This is a genomic window from Streptomyces sp. NPDC051217 (genome assembly GCF_044455465.1).
Taxonomy (GTDB): Bacteria; Actinomycetota; Actinomycetes; order Streptomycetales; family Streptomycetaceae; genus Streptomyces.
In genome coordinates, this window is sequence record NZ_JBITEV010000003.1 from 296,349 (window position 1) to 312,576 (window position 16,228).

15 protein-coding genes are annotated in these 16,228 nt (G+C 70.3%); 2 read left to right on the forward strand and 13 right to left on the reverse strand.

Annotated features, from left to right (window positions below; genetic code table 11):
* Window position 1: 1 nt before the first annotated feature.
* From ACIBBB_RS09560 to hrcA, 12 genes are all read right to left on the reverse strand, one after another.
* Window positions 2-379 (reverse strand): MmcQ/YjbR family DNA-binding protein, encoded by a 378-nt coding sequence (locus tag ACIBBB_RS09560; RefSeq protein WP_398980429.1) that lies wholly within the window; start codon window positions 377-379, stop codon window positions 2-4.
* Window positions 376-1,662, reverse strand: a complete 1,287-nt coding sequence (locus ACIBBB_RS09565; protein ID WP_398980430.1) for a hemolysin family protein — start codon at window positions 1,660-1,662, stop codon at window positions 376-378. The genes ACIBBB_RS09560 and ACIBBB_RS09565 overlap by 4 nt, the downstream gene beginning before the upstream one ends.
* Window positions 1,659-2,156, reverse strand: a complete 498-nt coding sequence (gene ybeY / locus ACIBBB_RS09570) for an rRNA maturation RNase YbeY (RefSeq protein WP_147872981.1) — start codon at window positions 2,154-2,156, stop codon at window positions 1,659-1,661. The genes ACIBBB_RS09565 and ybeY overlap by 4 nt, the downstream gene beginning before the upstream one ends.
* A 42-nt stretch (window positions 2,157-2,198) precedes the next feature.
* Window positions 2,199-3,230, reverse strand: a complete 1,032-nt coding sequence (locus tag ACIBBB_RS09575; protein WP_398980431.1) for a PhoH family protein — start codon at window positions 3,228-3,230, stop codon at window positions 2,199-2,201.
* A gap of 188 nt (window positions 3,231-3,418) precedes the next feature.
* Window positions 3,419-6,118, reverse strand: coding sequence for a GH92 family glycosyl hydrolase (locus tag ACIBBB_RS09580; protein WP_398980432.1), 2,700 nt, complete (start codon window positions 6,116-6,118; stop codon window positions 3,419-3,421).
* Window positions 6,119-6,363: 245 nt separating this feature from the next.
* On the reverse strand, window positions 6,364-7,476 hold the full coding sequence (locus ACIBBB_RS09585; protein ID WP_398980433.1) for a carbohydrate kinase family protein: 1,113 nt from the start codon (window positions 7,474-7,476) through the stop codon (window positions 6,364-6,366).
* Between the two features lie 85 nt (window positions 7,477-7,561).
* Complete coding sequence (locus ACIBBB_RS09590) at window positions 7,562-8,470, reverse strand: ribonuclease Z (protein ID WP_398980434.1); 909 nt, start codon at window positions 8,468-8,470, stop codon at window positions 7,562-7,564.
* A gap of 9 nt (window positions 8,471-8,479) precedes the next feature.
* Complete coding sequence (locus tag ACIBBB_RS09595; RefSeq protein WP_398980435.1) at window positions 8,480-8,839, reverse strand: histidine triad nucleotide-binding protein; 360 nt, start codon at window positions 8,837-8,839, stop codon at window positions 8,480-8,482.
* 157 nt (window positions 8,840-8,996) lie between these two features.
* Window positions 8,997-9,737: a 16S rRNA (uracil(1498)-N(3))-methyltransferase gene (locus ACIBBB_RS09600; protein WP_398980437.1), complete on the reverse strand. Its 741-nt coding sequence runs from the start codon at window positions 9,735-9,737 to the stop codon at window positions 8,997-8,999.
* Window positions 9,734-10,807, reverse strand: a complete 1,074-nt coding sequence (locus tag ACIBBB_RS09605; RefSeq protein WP_398980438.1) for a nitronate monooxygenase — start codon at window positions 10,805-10,807, stop codon at window positions 9,734-9,736. Before ACIBBB_RS09605 ends, ACIBBB_RS09600 begins: the two co-directional genes overlap by 4 nt.
* A gap of 99 nt (window positions 10,808-10,906) precedes the next feature.
* The gene (dnaJ, locus tag ACIBBB_RS09610) at window positions 10,907-12,040 is read right to left on the reverse strand and encodes a molecular chaperone DnaJ (RefSeq protein WP_398980439.1); all 1,134 of its coding nucleotides are present in this window, start codon (window positions 12,038-12,040) and stop codon (window positions 10,907-10,909) included.
* A complete protein-coding gene (gene hrcA, locus ACIBBB_RS09615) occupies window positions 12,041-13,057 on the reverse strand; it encodes a heat-inducible transcriptional repressor HrcA (protein ID WP_383640995.1) in 1,017 nt (338 codons plus the stop codon).
* Between the two features lie 163 nt (window positions 13,058-13,220).
* Here hrcA and ACIBBB_RS09620 point away from each other — a divergent pair, with 163 nt between their 5' ends.
* Window positions 13,221-13,940 carry an MBL fold metallo-hydrolase gene (locus ACIBBB_RS09620; protein ID WP_398980440.1) on the forward strand — a complete coding sequence of 240 codons (720 nt, stop codon included), beginning with the start codon at window positions 13,221-13,223 and terminating at the stop codon, window positions 13,938-13,940.
* Between the two features lie 20 nt (window positions 13,941-13,960).
* Entirely contained in the window at window positions 13,961-14,785 is an 825-nt protein-coding gene (locus ACIBBB_RS09625; protein ID WP_398980441.1) for a DUF3097 domain-containing protein, read from the forward strand.
* Between the two features lie 167 nt (window positions 14,786-14,952).
* Here ACIBBB_RS09625 and hemW read toward each other — a convergent pair whose 3' ends face one another.
* Window positions 14,953-16,185: a radical SAM family heme chaperone HemW gene (gene hemW / locus ACIBBB_RS09630; protein ID WP_398980443.1), complete on the reverse strand. Its 1,233-nt coding sequence runs from the start codon at window positions 16,183-16,185 to the stop codon at window positions 14,953-14,955.
* Window positions 16,186-16,228: the final 43 nt, after the last annotated feature.

Genomic DNA, 16,228 nt, shown 5'->3' on the forward strand with positions numbered 1-16,228 from the left:
GTTACGGCCGGTCCAGCCGAAGACGCTCCGCCTTCGGCAGACCGGCCACCACCAGGTCGTAACTGTCCTCGATCAGCTCGCGCACCATCCGCGTGGGCAGCCCGGCAACCGTGACCGTGTTCCAGTGCCGCTTGTTGAGGTGCCATCCGGGGACGATCTCCGGATGGGCCGCGCGCAGCCGTATCGCCTCGTCCGGTTCGCACTTGAGCGAGACCTTCAACGGCTCGGCGTCCAGGGCGGCAAGCAGGAACACCTTCCCCACCACCTTGAAGACCGAGGTCTCGGGGTTGAAGGGGAACTCCTCCGTCACCGCGTTGAACTCCAGGCAGAACGCCCGCAGTTCGTCCCGCGACAACGAGCCGCCCCCGGCGGCGCTCATCGCGACGCCGCCCTCTCGGCCGGCTCCGCGAGCACCGTCACGATCTTGTTCCGCCGGCCCGCCGGCGACTCCGCCGTCAGCCGCAGCGTACGGCCGTCCGGCAGCTCCACCAGCGCGCTGGCACCGGCGATCGGCACCCGCCCGAGCGCCTTCGCGAGCAGACCGCCGACCGTCTCCACGTCCTCGTCGTCGAACTCGTCGAGCCCGTACAGCTCACCGAGATCGCCGATGTCGAGCCGGGCCGTGACCCGGTAGGAGTCGGTGCCCGTCTCCTCGACCGGCGGCAGCTCACGGTCGTACTCGTCCGTGATCTCGCCGACGATCTCCTCCAGGATGTCCTCGATCGTCACGATGCCGGCCGTGCCGCCGTACTCGTCGATGACGACGGCGACATGGTTGCGCTCCTGCTGCATCTCCCGCAGCAGATCGCCCGCGTTCTTCGTGTCCGGCACGAACGCCGCCGGGCGCATCGCCGTGGAGACGAGATCGGCCTCGGACTCGCGGTTGATGTGCGTCTTCCTGACGAGGTCCTTGAGATAGACGATGCCGACGATGTCGTCCTCGTTCTCCCCCGTGACCGGGATCCGGGAGAAGCCGGAGCGCAGCGCCAGCGTCAGCGCCTGACGGATCGTCTTGTAGCGCTCGATGCAGACCAGGTCCGTACGCGGCACCATGACCTCCCGCACCAGCGTGTCCCCCAGCTCGAAGACCGAGTGCACCATCCGGCGCTCGTCGTCCTCGATCAGCGACTCCTGCTCGGCGAGGTCCACCATCGCGCGCAGCTCCGCCTCGCTCGCGAAGGGTCCCTTGCGGAAGCCCTTGCCCGGTGTGAGCGCGTTGCCGAGGAGGATCAGCAGCTGCGGGACAGGCCCCATGATCCGGGCCAGCGGCAGCAGCACGTACGCCGCGACGGTCGCCGTGTTCAGAGGGTGCTGGCGGCCGATGGTGCGCGGCGAGACGCCCACGGCGACGTACGACACGAGGACCATCACCCCGATCGCCACCAGCAGCGCGGCCCAGGTCTCCTCGAACTCCTCCAGGCAGACGTACGTGACCAGCACCCCGGCCGCCATCTCGCACGCGACGCGCACCAGCAGCGCCACGTTCAGATACCGCGTCGGGTCGGCGGCGATCTGCGCCAGCTTGTCGGCGCCGCGCCGCCCGGAGCGTTCGGCCTCGGCGGCGCGGAAGCTGGAGACGCGGGCGAGCCCCGCCTCCGCGCAGGCCGCCAGCCAGGCGACGACGACCAGCGCGACCGCCCCGATGATCAGTTGCGTGATCACGAGACGGTCGGCGCGGGAGAGGGGCCGGTCAGGCCCTGCTCGGCCCGCCAGCCGTCCACGATGGCCGCCTGGAGGCCGAACATCTCGGCCTTCTCGTCCGGCTCCTCGTGGTCGTACCCGAGGAGGTGCAGCACGCCGTGGACGGTGAGGAGCTGGAGCTCCTCGTCCATGGAGTGCCGCGTCGGCGCTTCCTCGCCCTGGGTCTTCGCGACCTCCGGGCAGAGCACGACATCACCGAGGAGCCCCTGCGGGGGCTCCTCGTCGTCCTTCACCGGCGGACGCAGCTCGTCCATCGGGAAGGACATGACGTCGGTCGGACCCGGGAGGTCCATCCACTGCATGTGCAGCTGCTCCATGGCGGCGGAGTCCACCACGATCACCGAGAGCTCGGAGAGGGGATGGATACGCATCCGGGTCAGCGCGTAGCGGGCGGCCCCGAGGATCGCCTGCTCGTCGACCTCGGTGCCTGACTCGTTGTTGACGTCGATCGACATGGTGCGGTGTGACTCTCCCGGTTAGTGCCGCGAGGCGCCGGCTCAGCTGTGCTGTTCGTTGCCGTTGCGGCTGTCGTACTGCTCGTAGGCGTCGACGATACGGCCGACGAGCTTGTGCCGGACGACATCGTCGGAGGTAAGACGGGAGAAGTGCACGTCCTCGACATCGTGGAGGATGTCCTGGACCTGGCGCAGCCCGCTCTTCGTGCCGCCGGGAAGGTCGACCTGGGTGACATCGCCCGTGATGACGATCTTCGAGTCGAAGCCGAGCCTCGTCAGGAACATCTTCATCTGCTGCGAGCTGGTGTTCTGCGCCTCGTCGAGGATGATGAACGCGTCATTCAGCGTCCGGCCCCGCATGTACGCCAGGGGCGCGACCTCGATCGTGCCCGCGGCCATCAGACGCGGGATCGAGTCGGGGTCGAGCATGTCGTGCAGCGCGTCGTAGAGAGGGCGCAGATACGGGTCGATCTTCTCGTAGAGCGTGCCGGGCAGGAAGCCGAGCCGCTCCCCCGCCTCCACCGCGGGCCGGGTCAGGATGATCCTGGTGACCTGCTTGGACTGGAGGGCCTGCACGGCCTTGGCCATGGCGAGATAGGTCTTGCCGGTGCCGGCCGGGCCGATGCCGAAGACGATCGTGTGCTTGTCGATCGCGTCCACGTAACGCTTCTGGTTGAGCGTCTTGGGGCGGATCGTGCGCCCACGGCTGGAGACGATGTTCTGAGTGAGAACTTCGGCGGGGGTCTCCGGTCCGTCCGCGCCGCCGTTCTCGCTCGCCCTGAGCATGGCGATCGAGCGTTCCACTGCGTCCTCCGTCATCGGCTGACCGGTGCGGAGCACCAGCATCATCTCGTCGAACAGGCTCTGGATCAGCGCGACCTCGGCCGCGTCGCCCACGGCACTGATCTGATTGCCCCGGACATGGATGTCGGCGGCCGGGAACGCCTTCTCGATCACGCGCAACAACGAGTCACCGGAACCCAGAATCGTCACCATCGGGTGCTTGGCGGGGATGGTGAAGTGGGCTCGCGCCTGACCGGGCGCGGGGGCAGGGGCTGTGGGTGTCTGAGTCATGGGCCGGCACTGTGGCCTGCACATACCTCCCGTTGCAGGGTTCTCGCCGCTCGACAACCTCTGGGTACCAGCGTACGACTCCGCACTGACAAGCCCGAAGGGCTTTTACACGCGCCTTTGCGCGGACGGCCCCGGGGGGATCGTCCGATCCCCCGGGGCTGCTCACAGCGCGTAGCGATCGCCTTCCGCTAGCGCCTCCTGACCTTGACCACGACGGTGCCGCTGGTGGAGCCGGTCGCCCGCTCCCCCTCGGCCGGGACGTACTCGGCCGTGAACGTCCGGTTGCCGACCGTGGTGTCCGGCTTCAGTGTGTATCTCGCCCTCCCGGCCCGCACGGGCGCGGTGGCCGACTTCTGCCCGCCCGACCTGAAGACCACGGTCCCGGCCGGCGCGGCCTCCGGGTCCAGCGTCACCCTGGCGGTGAGCTCGACCGGGTCCTTGCTGCCGTACCACTGCGAGTCGTCCGACGCCGTGAGCTTCACCGTCGACGTCGCCGCCGGGGCCTCCTGCGCGCCCAGCATGGCCGGCGGCCGGTTCTCCGTGCCGCGGCCCCACGCGCTGCTCGCGCCGTCGGTGGTGAGCTTGAAGTTCACCGTGCCGGCGGAGAGCAGGTCGTGGTGCGAGATCCAGCTGCGCCCGGTCTTCTCGCCGGCGACGCTCAGCGTGTCGATGTACTGGATCGTCGACGCCTTCGCCCCCGGGGCGTTCAGGGTGAGCCTGGTGCCGTCGGGCTGCGTGATCACGGCCTTCGGGAACATCGGCGCCGAGAAGAGGTAGTTGCCGGAGCCGGGCTGCGCCTCGAAGAAGCCCAGCATCGCGAACGCGGCCATCGCGGAGCTGGCACCGAGGTCGTCGTTGCCGGGAACGCCGTTGTACGTGTCCGTGTAGAGCGCCCGCTGCGCGCGGGTGACCGCGGAGGTCTTCCAGGGGCTGTCGGTCCACGCGTACATCCAGGGGGCGTGGAAGTCGGGCTCGTTGTTCGGGTTGAACTCGAAGTGGCCGTTGTAGTCGATCGGCCCGGTCACCCAGTGCTTGGACGCCGCCGTCGAGACGTCCTCCTCGATCGCCGGGAAGGTGAAGAACGTGTCGAGCCGCTTCTCGGCCTCGTCGGCGCCGCCCATCAGCTGGAAGAGCGCCTCGGGGTGCTGCTGGCCGAGCCACTGGTACTGCCAGGCGGTGCCTTCCTTGAAGCCCTTTCCGTTCACGACCTCGTCGGTCGGTACGAAGGTGCCGTCGGCGGCGCGGACGTGCGGAAATCCGGTGTAGCCCTTGGACTCGATGTCCGGATTCCAGATGTGCGCGAATTCGTCGCAGCGCGGGCGGAGTCGGTCCGCCTCCTCGAACTTCTTCAGACCGATCGCCATCGTGCCCAGCGCGCAGTCCGCGAGGGAGTATTCGAGACCGATGGAAGCGGCCTCGTTCTGGCTCAGCTCGGCGGGAATGTAACCCTTCGCCAGATACTGCGGGTTGAATTCACGCGCCTTGATGTTGGTCGCGGGCGGCGGCACCTCGTTGACGTTCTTCCACAGTGCGGCGAAGAGCTTCTCGGAGAGTTCGTCGTCGAGCAGTCCTCGCGAATAGAGGGTGACGATGAACGGCGTCACCGGATCACCGCTGGTGGCATTCGTCTCGGCCTGGCCGAGCGACCAGCGCGGAACCCAGCCGCCCTGTTCGTAGATCGCCAGGATCGAACGGGCGATATCCGTCGCGCGTTTGGGTTCGAGAAGCGCGATCAGCTGATTCTGGGAACGGTACGTGTCCCACATCGACAGCATCTGATAATAGTTGTCGCCCGGTTCGACCTTGTGCTTCTTTCCGTCGAAACCCTGATAGGCGCCGTCCACGTCCTGGGCGACCGACGGGTGCAGGAGGCTGTGGTACAGCTCGGTGTAGAAGGTCTTCAGGTCCTCCGTCGAGTCGCTGGAGACCCGTACGCTCCGGAGCTGCTTCTGCCACGCCTTGTGGGCGTCGGCGCGCACCGTGTCGAAGGACTTCAGCTTGTTCTTCGAGCCCTTCGAGCCCTTGGAGCCGGTGGAGAGCTCGGCGACGCGGTTCTTCTCCGCACCCTCGACCGAGGTGTAGGAGACGCCGGTGTGGGTGACGACCGGGGCCTCGCCGCCGGGCGCGAAGGAGAGCACGGCGCCGCCGGTGGCCGCCGTACGCCCGGCGACCGGAAGCTTCTCGCCGCGGTTCCAGGTGGCGACCTCGGTGATCGGCTCGGAGACGGTCATGCTGAAGTGCAGGGTGTAACGGCTGGGCCGGTCGGGCCCGCAGAAGGAACCGCTCGTCACGGAACCCTGGATCTTGTCACCGACCACCTTCACGTCGCCGGCGAAGGTCTGGCCCCACACGTCCGTCACATTGACGATCAGCTTGCGGTCCTGCGCGCCCTTGTCGTAGGTGAATCGGTCCACGCCGGTGCGGGTGGTCGACGTCAACTCGGCGCGGATGTTGTTCTTTTCGAGCGTGACGCCGTAGTAACCCGGCTTCGCCACCTCGGTGTCATGACTGAATTTCGACATGTTCGCCGACAGGGAGGTGTCGGTCAGGTCGCCCACGGTCGGCATCAATCGGATCCAACTGCCCGCGGGGCAGCCGATACCGGAGAGATGCACCTGGCTGAAGCCCGTCAGCGTGGTCGCGTCGTAGTTGTACGCGGCATTTCCCACATTGGTGTCGGGGCTGTTCTGCACCATGCCGAAAGGCATGGACGCGCCGGGGAACGTCATTCCCGAAGTGGTCGTCCCCACCATCGGATTGACATACACGGTGGGATCCGAGACCAAAGGCGGGGCGGCGCTGGCAGCGGGCGCCCCGAGCATGCCCGCCATCACGGCTGCCGCGACCGTTCCCATCGCCGTTCGCCAGCGTGTGCCGAATCTGGACATGTTGGACCCCTCCCGATTGACAACGTTGTCTTACGGCAGCTCGGATGCTTACAGTTGACGCCGCCCGCGTCAAGGGAATTCACCGAAGACACAGCCGCGGTACGGCGGCGGATGACGTTCCGGATGGAGTTACCGACGGGTTTTCAGATGGGTTGCCCACGGGTTCGAACAGGACTTACCGGCAGGCTCCGAGAGGAGAGTTGCCGACCGGTTTTCCCGCCCGGCGACGGGGAGGTGAACACCCGTCAGCCCGAGCGCCCGAAGCCGATCGTCGGCACCGCCCTGCGCAGCGGCCACGGCCGGGTCGGCGCGGGCAAAAGCCCCGTCAGGAAGGCGTATCGGCGCAGCGCCGCCGGATCCTGGTCCGACAGCTCCTGTACGTAACTCCACCAGGCGGCCACCTCCGCCCAGCCGGGCGCCGACAGCGATCCGCCGAACTCCTGGACCGACAGGGCGGCCGTGAGCCCGGAGAAGGCGAGCCGGTCGGCGAGCGGCCAGCCGGCGAGCGTGCCGGTGACGAATCCGGCCACGAACACGTCGCCCGCGCCCGTCGGATCGAGCGCCTCCACGTCGATGGCCGGCACCTCGGCGGTCGCGCCGACGGCGCTGTCCACCGCGTACGCGCCCTCCGCGCCCAGCGTCACGACCACCAGCGGCACCACCTCGGCGAGCGCCCGCGCGGCGGCCTTCGGGCAGTCGGTACGGGTGTAGCGCATCGCCTCCTCGGCGTTGGGGAGGAACGCCTCGCAGTACGCCAGGTCGGGCAGGCCCGCCAGGTCCCAGCGGCCGGTGTCGTCCCACCCCACGTCGGCGAAGACCCGCGCCCCGTGTCCGGCGGCGCGGGCGATCCATCCGTCGCTGCGGCCCGGCGTGAGCGCGGCGACGGCGGCACGCGCGCGTGGCGGGCACTCGGGCACGGCGCCCTCGGGCGGCGGGGCCTCGTGGCCGTGCGAGACCATCGTGCGCTCGCCCTCGTACGCCATGGAGACGGTGACCGGTGAGTGCCAGCCGGGGACGGTGCGGGAGCGGGAGAGGTCGATGCCCTCGCCCTGCTCCAGGGCATCCCAGCAGTACTCCCCGTAGTGGTCGTCGCCGAAGGCGGCGGCGAGCGAGGTGCGCAGTCCGAGCCGGGCCAGCGCGCTGGCCATGTTGGCGATGCCGCCGGGGCTCGAACCCATGCCCCTGGCCCAGGACTCGGTGCCGCGCACGGGGGCGCTGGCGAGGCCCGTGAAGATGATGTCGAGGAAGACCGTGCCCGTCAGATAGACGTCGCAGTCCGGGTCGTCCGGGGCGCGCAGGGCGCCCAGCGGGTCGACATCGGCGGTGTGCTGCTGCGGCTTTCCTTCGGTTGGGGTCACGGTCGCGCTCCCGGATCGGCGTACGGATCCGGACAGTGTGCCCGATGGCACTGACAGTCGGCGTGAGGGCAGGCCGTGGCGGCGGTCAGCCGGAGCGCTTGGGCAGCGGTACGCGTACGAGGTCGGCCGCGACGGTCAGCTCACCCTCGTAACCGGCCGCCCTGGCCTGCCTCTCGAACTCCGCGGGGTCGGAGTAGCGCTGCGAGAAGTGCGTCAGTACGAGGTGCCGTACGCCGGCCTTCCGCGCCACCGCACCCGCCTGACCGGCGGTCAGATGACCGTGTTCCTGGGCCAGTTGCCCGTCCTCGTCGAGGAACGTGGACTCGATGACCAGCATGTCGCAGCCTTCGGCCAGCGCGTGCGCCCCGTCGCAGAGCCGGGTGTCCATGACGAACGCGAAACGCTGCCCCCTGCGCTCCTCGCTGACGTCGGCGAGCGTCACCCCGCGCAGCTCCCCGTCCCGCTGGAGACGCCCCACGTCGGGCCCTTTGATGCCGTGCGCGGCAAGGCGTTCCGGGAGCATCCTGCGGCCGTCGGGCTCGGTGATCCGATAGCCGTAGGACTCGACGGGGTGGGAGAGCTTGTGGGCCTGGAGGGTGTACGAGTCGGTCCTGGCGAGCACGCCGTCGGCGCCGACGGGCGCCTCGGTGACACCGACGGTCTCGCGGTAGGCCGTCGCGTACCGCAGCCTCCTGAAGAAGACGTGTCCGCTCGCCGGATAGTGCGCGGTGACCTCGTGCGGGACGCGGTCCAGGTTGATGCGCTGGATCACCCCGGCGAGGCCCAGCGAGTGGTCGCCGTGGAAGTGCGTGACGCAGATCCGGTTGATGTCGTACGCCGCGACTCCGGCGCGCGACATCTGGCGCTGGGTGCCGTCCCCGGGGTCGAAGAGGATGCCCTCGCCGTCCCAGCGCAGCAGATAGCCGTTGTGGTTGCGGTGCCGGGTGGGGACCTGGCTGGCGGTACCGAGGACGACGAGTTCGCGTACGGACAAGGTGCGGGCCTACCCGGGGGGCCAGTTGAGGCCGCGACCGCCCAGGACGTGGGCGTGCGCGTGGAAGACGGTCTGGCCCGCGCCGCTGCCGGTGTTGATGACGATCCGGTAGCCGCTGCCCGCGGTCCTGTCCTCGGCGGCGACCTCCGCGGACTCGCGCAGGATGTCGGCGGCCATCTGCGGCTCGGCGGCGGCGAGGGTGGCCACGTCCGGGTAGTGGGCCTTGGGGATCACCAGAACGTGCGTGGGGGCCTGCGGGTTGATGTCCCTGAAGGCCACGGTGGTGTCCGTCTCGCGTACGACGGTGGCCGGCACCTCCCCGGCGACGATCTTGCAGAACAGGCAGTCGGCCTGTCGTTCTCCCGCCATGATCCGGGTCTCCTCATCGGTCGGCCGGTCGCCCCTGGTCACTTCCGTACGGAGGCATGCTATCCGCCCCCGGGGCGTGTCCGGCGTTGTGGACGGACCAGCCGTACTCGGCCGACTGAAGGCGACGGATGGGGTGCCTCCCGTGCCCGAAGGGCCATCAGGACCAGCGGCCCGTACGGCCCAGCAGCAGCGCGCAGGCGGCCGTGCCGGCGGTGGAGGTGCGCAGCACGGTGCGGCCGAGCCGGTACGGCGTGGCCCCGGCGTCCGCGAAGAGCGCCAGTTCGTCCGGGGAGACGCCGCCCTCGGGTCCGACGACGAGCACGATGCTCCCGGCGCCGGGGAGTTCGGCGGTGGCAAGAGGCTCGCTGCCCTCCTCGTGCAGGACGGCGGCGAAATCGGCCCCCGCCAGCAGCGCCGCGACCTCTTTGGAGGTCATCGCCTCCTCGACCTCGGGGAAGCGGAGCCTGCGGGACTGCTTGCCCGCCTCACGCGCGGTGGCGCGCCATTTCGCCAGGGACTTGGCGCCCCGCTCGCCCTTCCACCGCGTGATGCAGCGCGCGGCCTGCCAGGGCACGATCGCGTCGACGCCGGTCTCGGTCATCGTCTCGACGGACACCTCGCCGCGGTCGCCCTTGGGCAGCGCCTGGACGACGGTGATGCGGGGCCGGGGCTCGTCCTCGGTACGTACGCCGGTGACCGCGACGTCCAGCCTGTCCTTGCCGTGGACGGCCTCGACGGTCCCGTGGGCGCCGGTGCCCGCGCCGTCCGTCAGGACCACCTCCTCCCCGACGCGCAGCCTCCTAACGGAGACGGCGTGGCGGCCCTCGGGGCCGTCCAGCGTGACCGTGCCCGGCCGCAGGGCGACGACGGTGTCGACGACGAAGACAGGTGCGGTCATGAGGCGTTCCCCAGGGTCAACGAGGCGCGGGCGGCTTCGAGTTCGTCGGCGAGGACCTCGACGAGTTGCCCGGCGGGCAGATCGCGGGCCATCCGGTGGCCCTGGCCGGCCCACAGGGCCATGCCCTGCGGGTCGCCGACCTTGGCCGCGGCCTTGCGCAGCCCGGCGGTGAGGTGGTGCACCTCCGGATACGCGGGCGGGGCGTAGGGGCCGTGTTCGCGCATGAAGCGGTTGACGAGACCGCGCGCGGGCCGGCCGGAGAAGGCGCGGGTGAGTTCGGTGCGGGTGAACAGCGGGTTGGTCATGGCCCGCTTGTGGAGCGCGTGGGCGCCGGACTCCGGGCAGACGAGGAAGGCGGTGCCGAACTGCGCGGAGTCGGCGCCCGCGGCCAGTACGGCGGCGATCTGGGCGCCGCGCATGAGCCCGCCGGTCGCGATGACCGGCAGCCGTACGGAGTCCCGTACCTGCGTCACGAGCGACAGCAGCCCGATGCCCGCGCAGTCGGTGGCGGGGTCGTCGCGGTGCGTGCCCTGATGGCCGCCGGCCTCGATGCCCTGGACGCAGACGACGTCGGCGCCCGACCACTCGGCGGTCTGGGCCTCTTCGGGTGTCGTCACCGTGACGACGGTGAGGGTGCCGACACGGGTGAAGGCGTCGAGGGTGGTGGGGGTGGGGCAGCCGAAGGTGAACGACACGACCGGAACGGGATCGTCGAGCAGTATCGCGAGCTTGGCCTCGTACCCGTCGTCGCGGCCCGTCTCCGGGTCGCCGAGCGGGGTCTCGTACCAGGTCACCTCGCCGGCGAGCTGTTCGCGGTAGATCTCCACGGCGGCGTGGTCGTCGTGGTGCGGCTGCGGCATGAAGAGATTGATCCCGAACGGGGCGGAGCTGAGCCCCCGGAGCTGCTTGACCTCCTCGTACATCCCGTCGGCGGTCTTGTAGCCGGCGGCGAGGAATCCGAGTCCTCCGGCGTCACCGACGGCCGCCACCAGCTGCGGGCAGGACGCGCCGCCGGCCATGGGAGCCTGCACGATCGGATACCGGCAGAGATCGGTCAACACGGAGGACATGCACGCATGGTGCCATGTCGCCCGTGGAGCCTTGGTACCGGTTCGTCCTCGGGCGCCGGACGGGCCGTGACCAGCCCTTCCGACGCCCGAGGAGACGGTCTAACGACCGTTGAACGCGTCCTTCAGCCGGGAGAAGAGTCCCTGTTGCCCCGGTTGAAACTGGCCGGTGGGCCGTTCCTCGCCCCTGAGCTTCGCCAGCTCTCGCAGCAACCGCTCCTGCTCCGGGTCGAGTTTGGACGGGGTCATGACCTCGACATGGACGATCAGGTCGCCCCGGCCACCGCCCCGCAGATGCGTGATGCCGCGGCCGTGGAGCGGGATCGACTGACCCGACTGGGTGCCCGGCCGGACGTCGATGTCCTCGACGCCGTCCAGCGTCTCCAGCGGGCACTGTGTGCCCAGGGACGCCGCGGTCATCGGGATGGTCACCGTGCAGTGCAGATCGTCCCCGCGGCGCTGGAACACCGCGTGCGGCAGTTCGTGGATCTCGACGTACAGATCGCCCGCCGGACCGCCACCGGGACCGACTTCGCCCTCGCCGGAGAGCTGGATACGAGTGCCGTTGTCGACCCCCGCGGGGATCTTGACCGTGAGCGTGCGGCGCGACCGGATACGGCCGTCGCCCGCGCACTCGGGGCAGGGGGTCGGCACGACCGTACCGAAGCCCTGGCACTGCGGGCACGGCCGCGATGTCATGACCTGGCCCAGGAAGGACCGCGTGACCTGTGAGACCTCGCCGCGACCGCGGCACATGTCACAGGTCTGCGCGGAGGTACCGGGTGCGGCGCCCTCGCCCGAGCAGGTCGTACAGACGACCGCCGTGTCGACCTGGATGTCCTTCGTCGTGCCGAAGGCCGCCTCGTTGAGGTCGATCTCCAGCCGGATCATCGCGTCCTGGCCGCGCCGCGTCCGCGACCTCGGCCCACGCTGCTGGGACGTCCCGAAGAACGCGTCCATGATGTCCGAGAAGTTGCCGAAGCCACCGGCCCCGAAGCCGCCGGCGCCGGCACCCGCCTGCGAGAGCGGATCACCGCCGAGGTCGTAGACCTGCTTCTTCTGCGGGTCCGACAACACCTCGTACGCGGCGTTGATCTCCTTGAAGCGCTCCTGCGTCTTGGGATCGGGATTGACATCCGGGTGCAGCTCGCGGGCGAGCCTGCGGAATGCCTTCTTGATCTCGTCCTGTGATGCGTCGCGGCGTACGCCGAGTACGGCGTAGTAGTCCGTGGCCACTTACGACTCCGCCAGGATCTGTCCGACGTAACGTGCCACTGCGCGTACCGCTCCCATCGTTCCGGGGTAGTCCATGCGGGTCGGTCCGACCACGCCGAGTTTGGCGACTGCCTCGTCGCCCGAACCGTAGCCGACCGCGACCACGGACGTGGAGTTGAGGCCCTCATGGGCGTTCTCGTGCCCGATTCGTACGGTCATGCCCGAGTCCTCGGCCTCGCCGAGCAGCCTGAGGAGCACGACCTGCTCCTCAAGTGCCTCCAGCACCGGCCGGATCGTCAGGGGGAAGTCGTGCCCGAAGCGCGTCAGATTGGCGGTGCCGCCGATCATCAGCCGCTCCTCGGTCTCCTCGACCAGTGTCTCCAGCAGTGTCGCGAGGACGGTGGAAACCGTCCCCCGGTCCTCCAGGTCGAAGGATTCGGGCAGCTCCTGCACCAGCAGCGGCACGTCGGAGAACCGCCGGCCCACGACCCGGGCGTTGAGCCGGGCCCGCAGGTCCGCCAGCGACGTGTCGCCGAACGGCACCGGACAGTCGATCATGCGCTGCTCGACCCGGCCGGTGTCGGTGATCAGCACCAGCATCAGCCGCGCGGGAGCCAGCGAGAGCAGTTCCACGTGCCGCACCGTCGAGCGGGTCAGCGAGGGGTACTGCACGACCGCCACCTGCCGGGTCAGCTGCGCGAGCAGCCGCACCGTACGGCCCACCACGTCGTCCAGGTCGACGGCGCTGTCGAGAAAGTTCTGGATGGCCCTGCGCTCCGGCGCCGACAGCGGCTTGACGCCGGCCAGCCGGTCGACGAAGAGCCGGTAGCCCTTGTCCGTCGGAATACGCCCCGCACTCGTGTGGGGCTGGGCGATGAAGCCCTCGTCCTCCAGGACCGCCATGTCGTTACGGACGGTGGCCGGGGAGACACCGAGCTTGTGCCGCTCGGTCAGCGCCTTGGAGCCGACGGGCTCCTCGGTGCCGACATAGTCCTGGACGATGGCGCGCAGCACCTCAAGCCTGCGTTCGCTCAGCATCGCGCACACCTCCAGCTCTGGTTCCTCGGATCCGGCTTGGCACTCGGTGCGTAGGAGTGCCAGCATTCCCCGGGCCAGTGTACGGCCGTGAGGTACGCCCCTAGCAAGGCCGACCGGTCACGCTACCGCGCGGCACCGCCCGCCCCACCGATAGCGTCGCCGTATGAACGTCCGTTGGGAAGAGCACGGCTGGGAACGACTGGCTCCGGGGGTCGGGAGACGGCGACTGCCTGGCTGGGATGCGACGGTCGGGCTGGTCGTGGGCGAGGACGCCGTCCTTCTGTACGACACGGGCTCGACGCTCCGTGAGGGCGCGGAGATCCGCAGGCAGGCGCAGGCCCTGTGCGGCCGGCGCGTCACCCACATCGCGCTCAGCCACCCCCACTTCGACCATGTCCTCGGCACCGCCGCCTTCGCGGGAGCCGAGGTCTACGGCGCGGTCGGCCTGGGCGAACTGCTGCTCCGCGACCCCGAGAGCCTGCGCGCCACGGCCGTACGGCACGGCGTACCCCCCTCCGAAGCCGCCACGGCGGTGGACGTACTCGTCGTCCCGGACCACCCGGTGTCCGGCGAGTGGACGCTCGATCTCGGCGGGCGGCAGGTACTTCTCGCCAATGTCGGCCCCGGGCACTCCAGGCACGATCTGGCTCTGCTCGTCCCCGGCGACCGGGAGATCGTCTTCTGCGGCGACCTGGTCGAGGAGTCGGGCGAACCACAGGCCGGCGACGACGCGATCACCTCCCGCTGGCCGGCCGCCCTGGACCGGCTGCTGGCGCTGGGCGGCGAGGACGCGGTGTACGTTCCCGGCCATGGCGCGGCCGTGGACGCGGCGTTCGTACGGGCCCAGCGGGGCGCGCTCGCCGCACGTTTCGGCACGGCGTGACGCGGGGTTATCGTCTGCGGATGCGCAGTTACAGCCCCGATCTGACCCCGCCCTGGAAGCGCTCGAAGCCGGTGCCCGAGGTGCCCGCCGAGCCGGATCTGGTGGTCGAGGAGGTGTCGACGGGCTTCTGCGGCGCGGTGATCCGCTGCGAGAAGACGGCCGAGGGACCGACGGTCACCCTGGAGGACCGCTTCGGCAAGCACCGGGTGTTCCCGCTGGTGGAACGCGGTTTCCTGCTCGAAGGCCAGGTGGTCACCCTGGTCCGCCCCACCGCCGGCGGCCCGGCCCGGCCCACCCGTACGGCCTCCGGCTCGGTCGCCGTCCCGGGCGCGCGGGCGCGGGTGGCCCGTGCGGGGCGCATCTACGTCGAGGGACGGCACGACGCGGAACTGGTCGAGCGGGTCTGGGGCGACGACCTCCGTATCGAGGGCGTGGTCGTGGAGTATCTGGAGGGCATCGACGACCTCCCGGCGATCGTCACGGAGTTCGCCCCGGCACCGGACGCGCGGCTCGGCGTCCTGGTCGACCACCTGGTGCCCGGCTCCAAGGAGTCCCGGCTGGCCGAACAGGTCACCGGGGACGACGTACTGATCGTGGGGCACCCGTACATCGACGTCTGGGAAGCGGTGAAGCCGTCGTCGGTGGGCATCGGGGCGTGGCCGGTGATTCCGCGCGGCCAGGACTGGAAGACGGGGGTGTGCCGGGCCCTGGGCTGGCCGGAAAACACCGGTGCGGCATGGCAGCGGATCCTGGGCTCGGTCCACACGTTCCGAGACCTGGAGCCGGCGCTGCTGGGCCGGGTGGAGGAGCTGATCGACTTCGTGACGGAGCCCGAGCGCGTCTAGCGCGGGTGCGCCTCCGGCGCGGTTGGTGGTGCGGGCCGGTGTCCGGGTGCCGCTCCGGGGTCATGGCCGTCCGGACATACCCCTCCGGAGACCCCGAACCCCGCCCCCGGGGCACCGGCCGCAGCCAAGACCCGCACCCGCACCCGCATCCGCCGGACGGCAACCCGTCAATCCACCAGATCCCGCACCACCGCGTCCGCCAGCAACCGCCCCCGCAACGTCAGCACCGCCCGCCCCTCCTCGTACGGCCCCGCCTCCAGCAGCCCGTCGTCCAGGGCCTTGCGAGCAGCGCCGAGACCCGCCGGCCGCAGCAGGGACAGCTCCACGCCCTCCGACAGCCGCAGCTCAAGCAGGACGCGCTCCACGCGCCGGTCCTCCGCCGTGAGGAGCTCCCGCCCCGCCCCCGGCGACCGCCCCTCCGCCAGCGCCGCCGCGTACGCCCCCGGGTGCTTCACGTTCCACCACCGGACCCCGCCCACATGGCTGTGGGCACCCGGCCCCGCGCCCCACCAGTCCGCCCCGCGCCAGTACAGCTCGTTGTGCAGGCACCGCCCGGCCGAGGTGGTGGCCCAGTTGGAGACCTCGTACCAGGAGAACCCGGCAGCGGCCAGTGTCTCGTCCGCGATCAGGTACCGGTCGGCGTGCTCGTCGTCGTCGGTCATGGGGATCTCGCCCCGGCGGATCCGACGGGCCAGCCCCGTGCCCTCCTCGACGATGAGCGCGTACGCCGACACGTGGTCGGGCCCGGCCCCCACCGCCGCCGCGAGCGACTCGCGCCAGTCGTCGTCGGTTTCCCCGGGCGTGCCGTAGATCAGGTCGAGGTTCACATGGTCGAACCCGGCCGCGTGGGCCTCCGCGACGCACGCCTCGGGCCGACCGGGGGTGTGCGTGCGGTCGAGCACCTGAAGTACGTGCCGCTTCGCGCTCTGCATGCCGAAGGAGATCCGGTTGAAGCCGCCCGCGCGCAACTCCGCGAGGTACGCGGGGTCGACGGACTCCGGGTTCGCCTCGGTGGTGATCTCGGCGTCGTCGGCGAGGCCGAACTCGTCGCGTACGGCGCCCAGCATCCGTACGAGGTCGGACGCGGCGAGCAGCGTGGGCGTACCGCCGCCGACGAAGACCGTGCGGACGGGCCGGGAGTCGTCCCCGAGGATCTTGCGGGCGAGCCGGATCTCGTCGGTCAGGGTGTCGGCGTAGTTGTCGCGGGATGCCAGGACGCCGCCCGAGCCGCGCAGCTCCGTCGCGGTGTAGGTGTTGAAGTCGCAGTAGCCGCAGCGGGTGGCGCAGTACGGCACGTGCAGGTAGAAGCCGAGCGGCCGGTCCGCCGCGCCCTGAAGGGCGTACGGGGGCAGCGCGCCGGACTCGGGCATGGGATCACCGTCGGGCAGAGCGGAAGGCATGCCCCCAGTGTCCCGCACGGCGGAGGTGTCCCCACCGGACGCG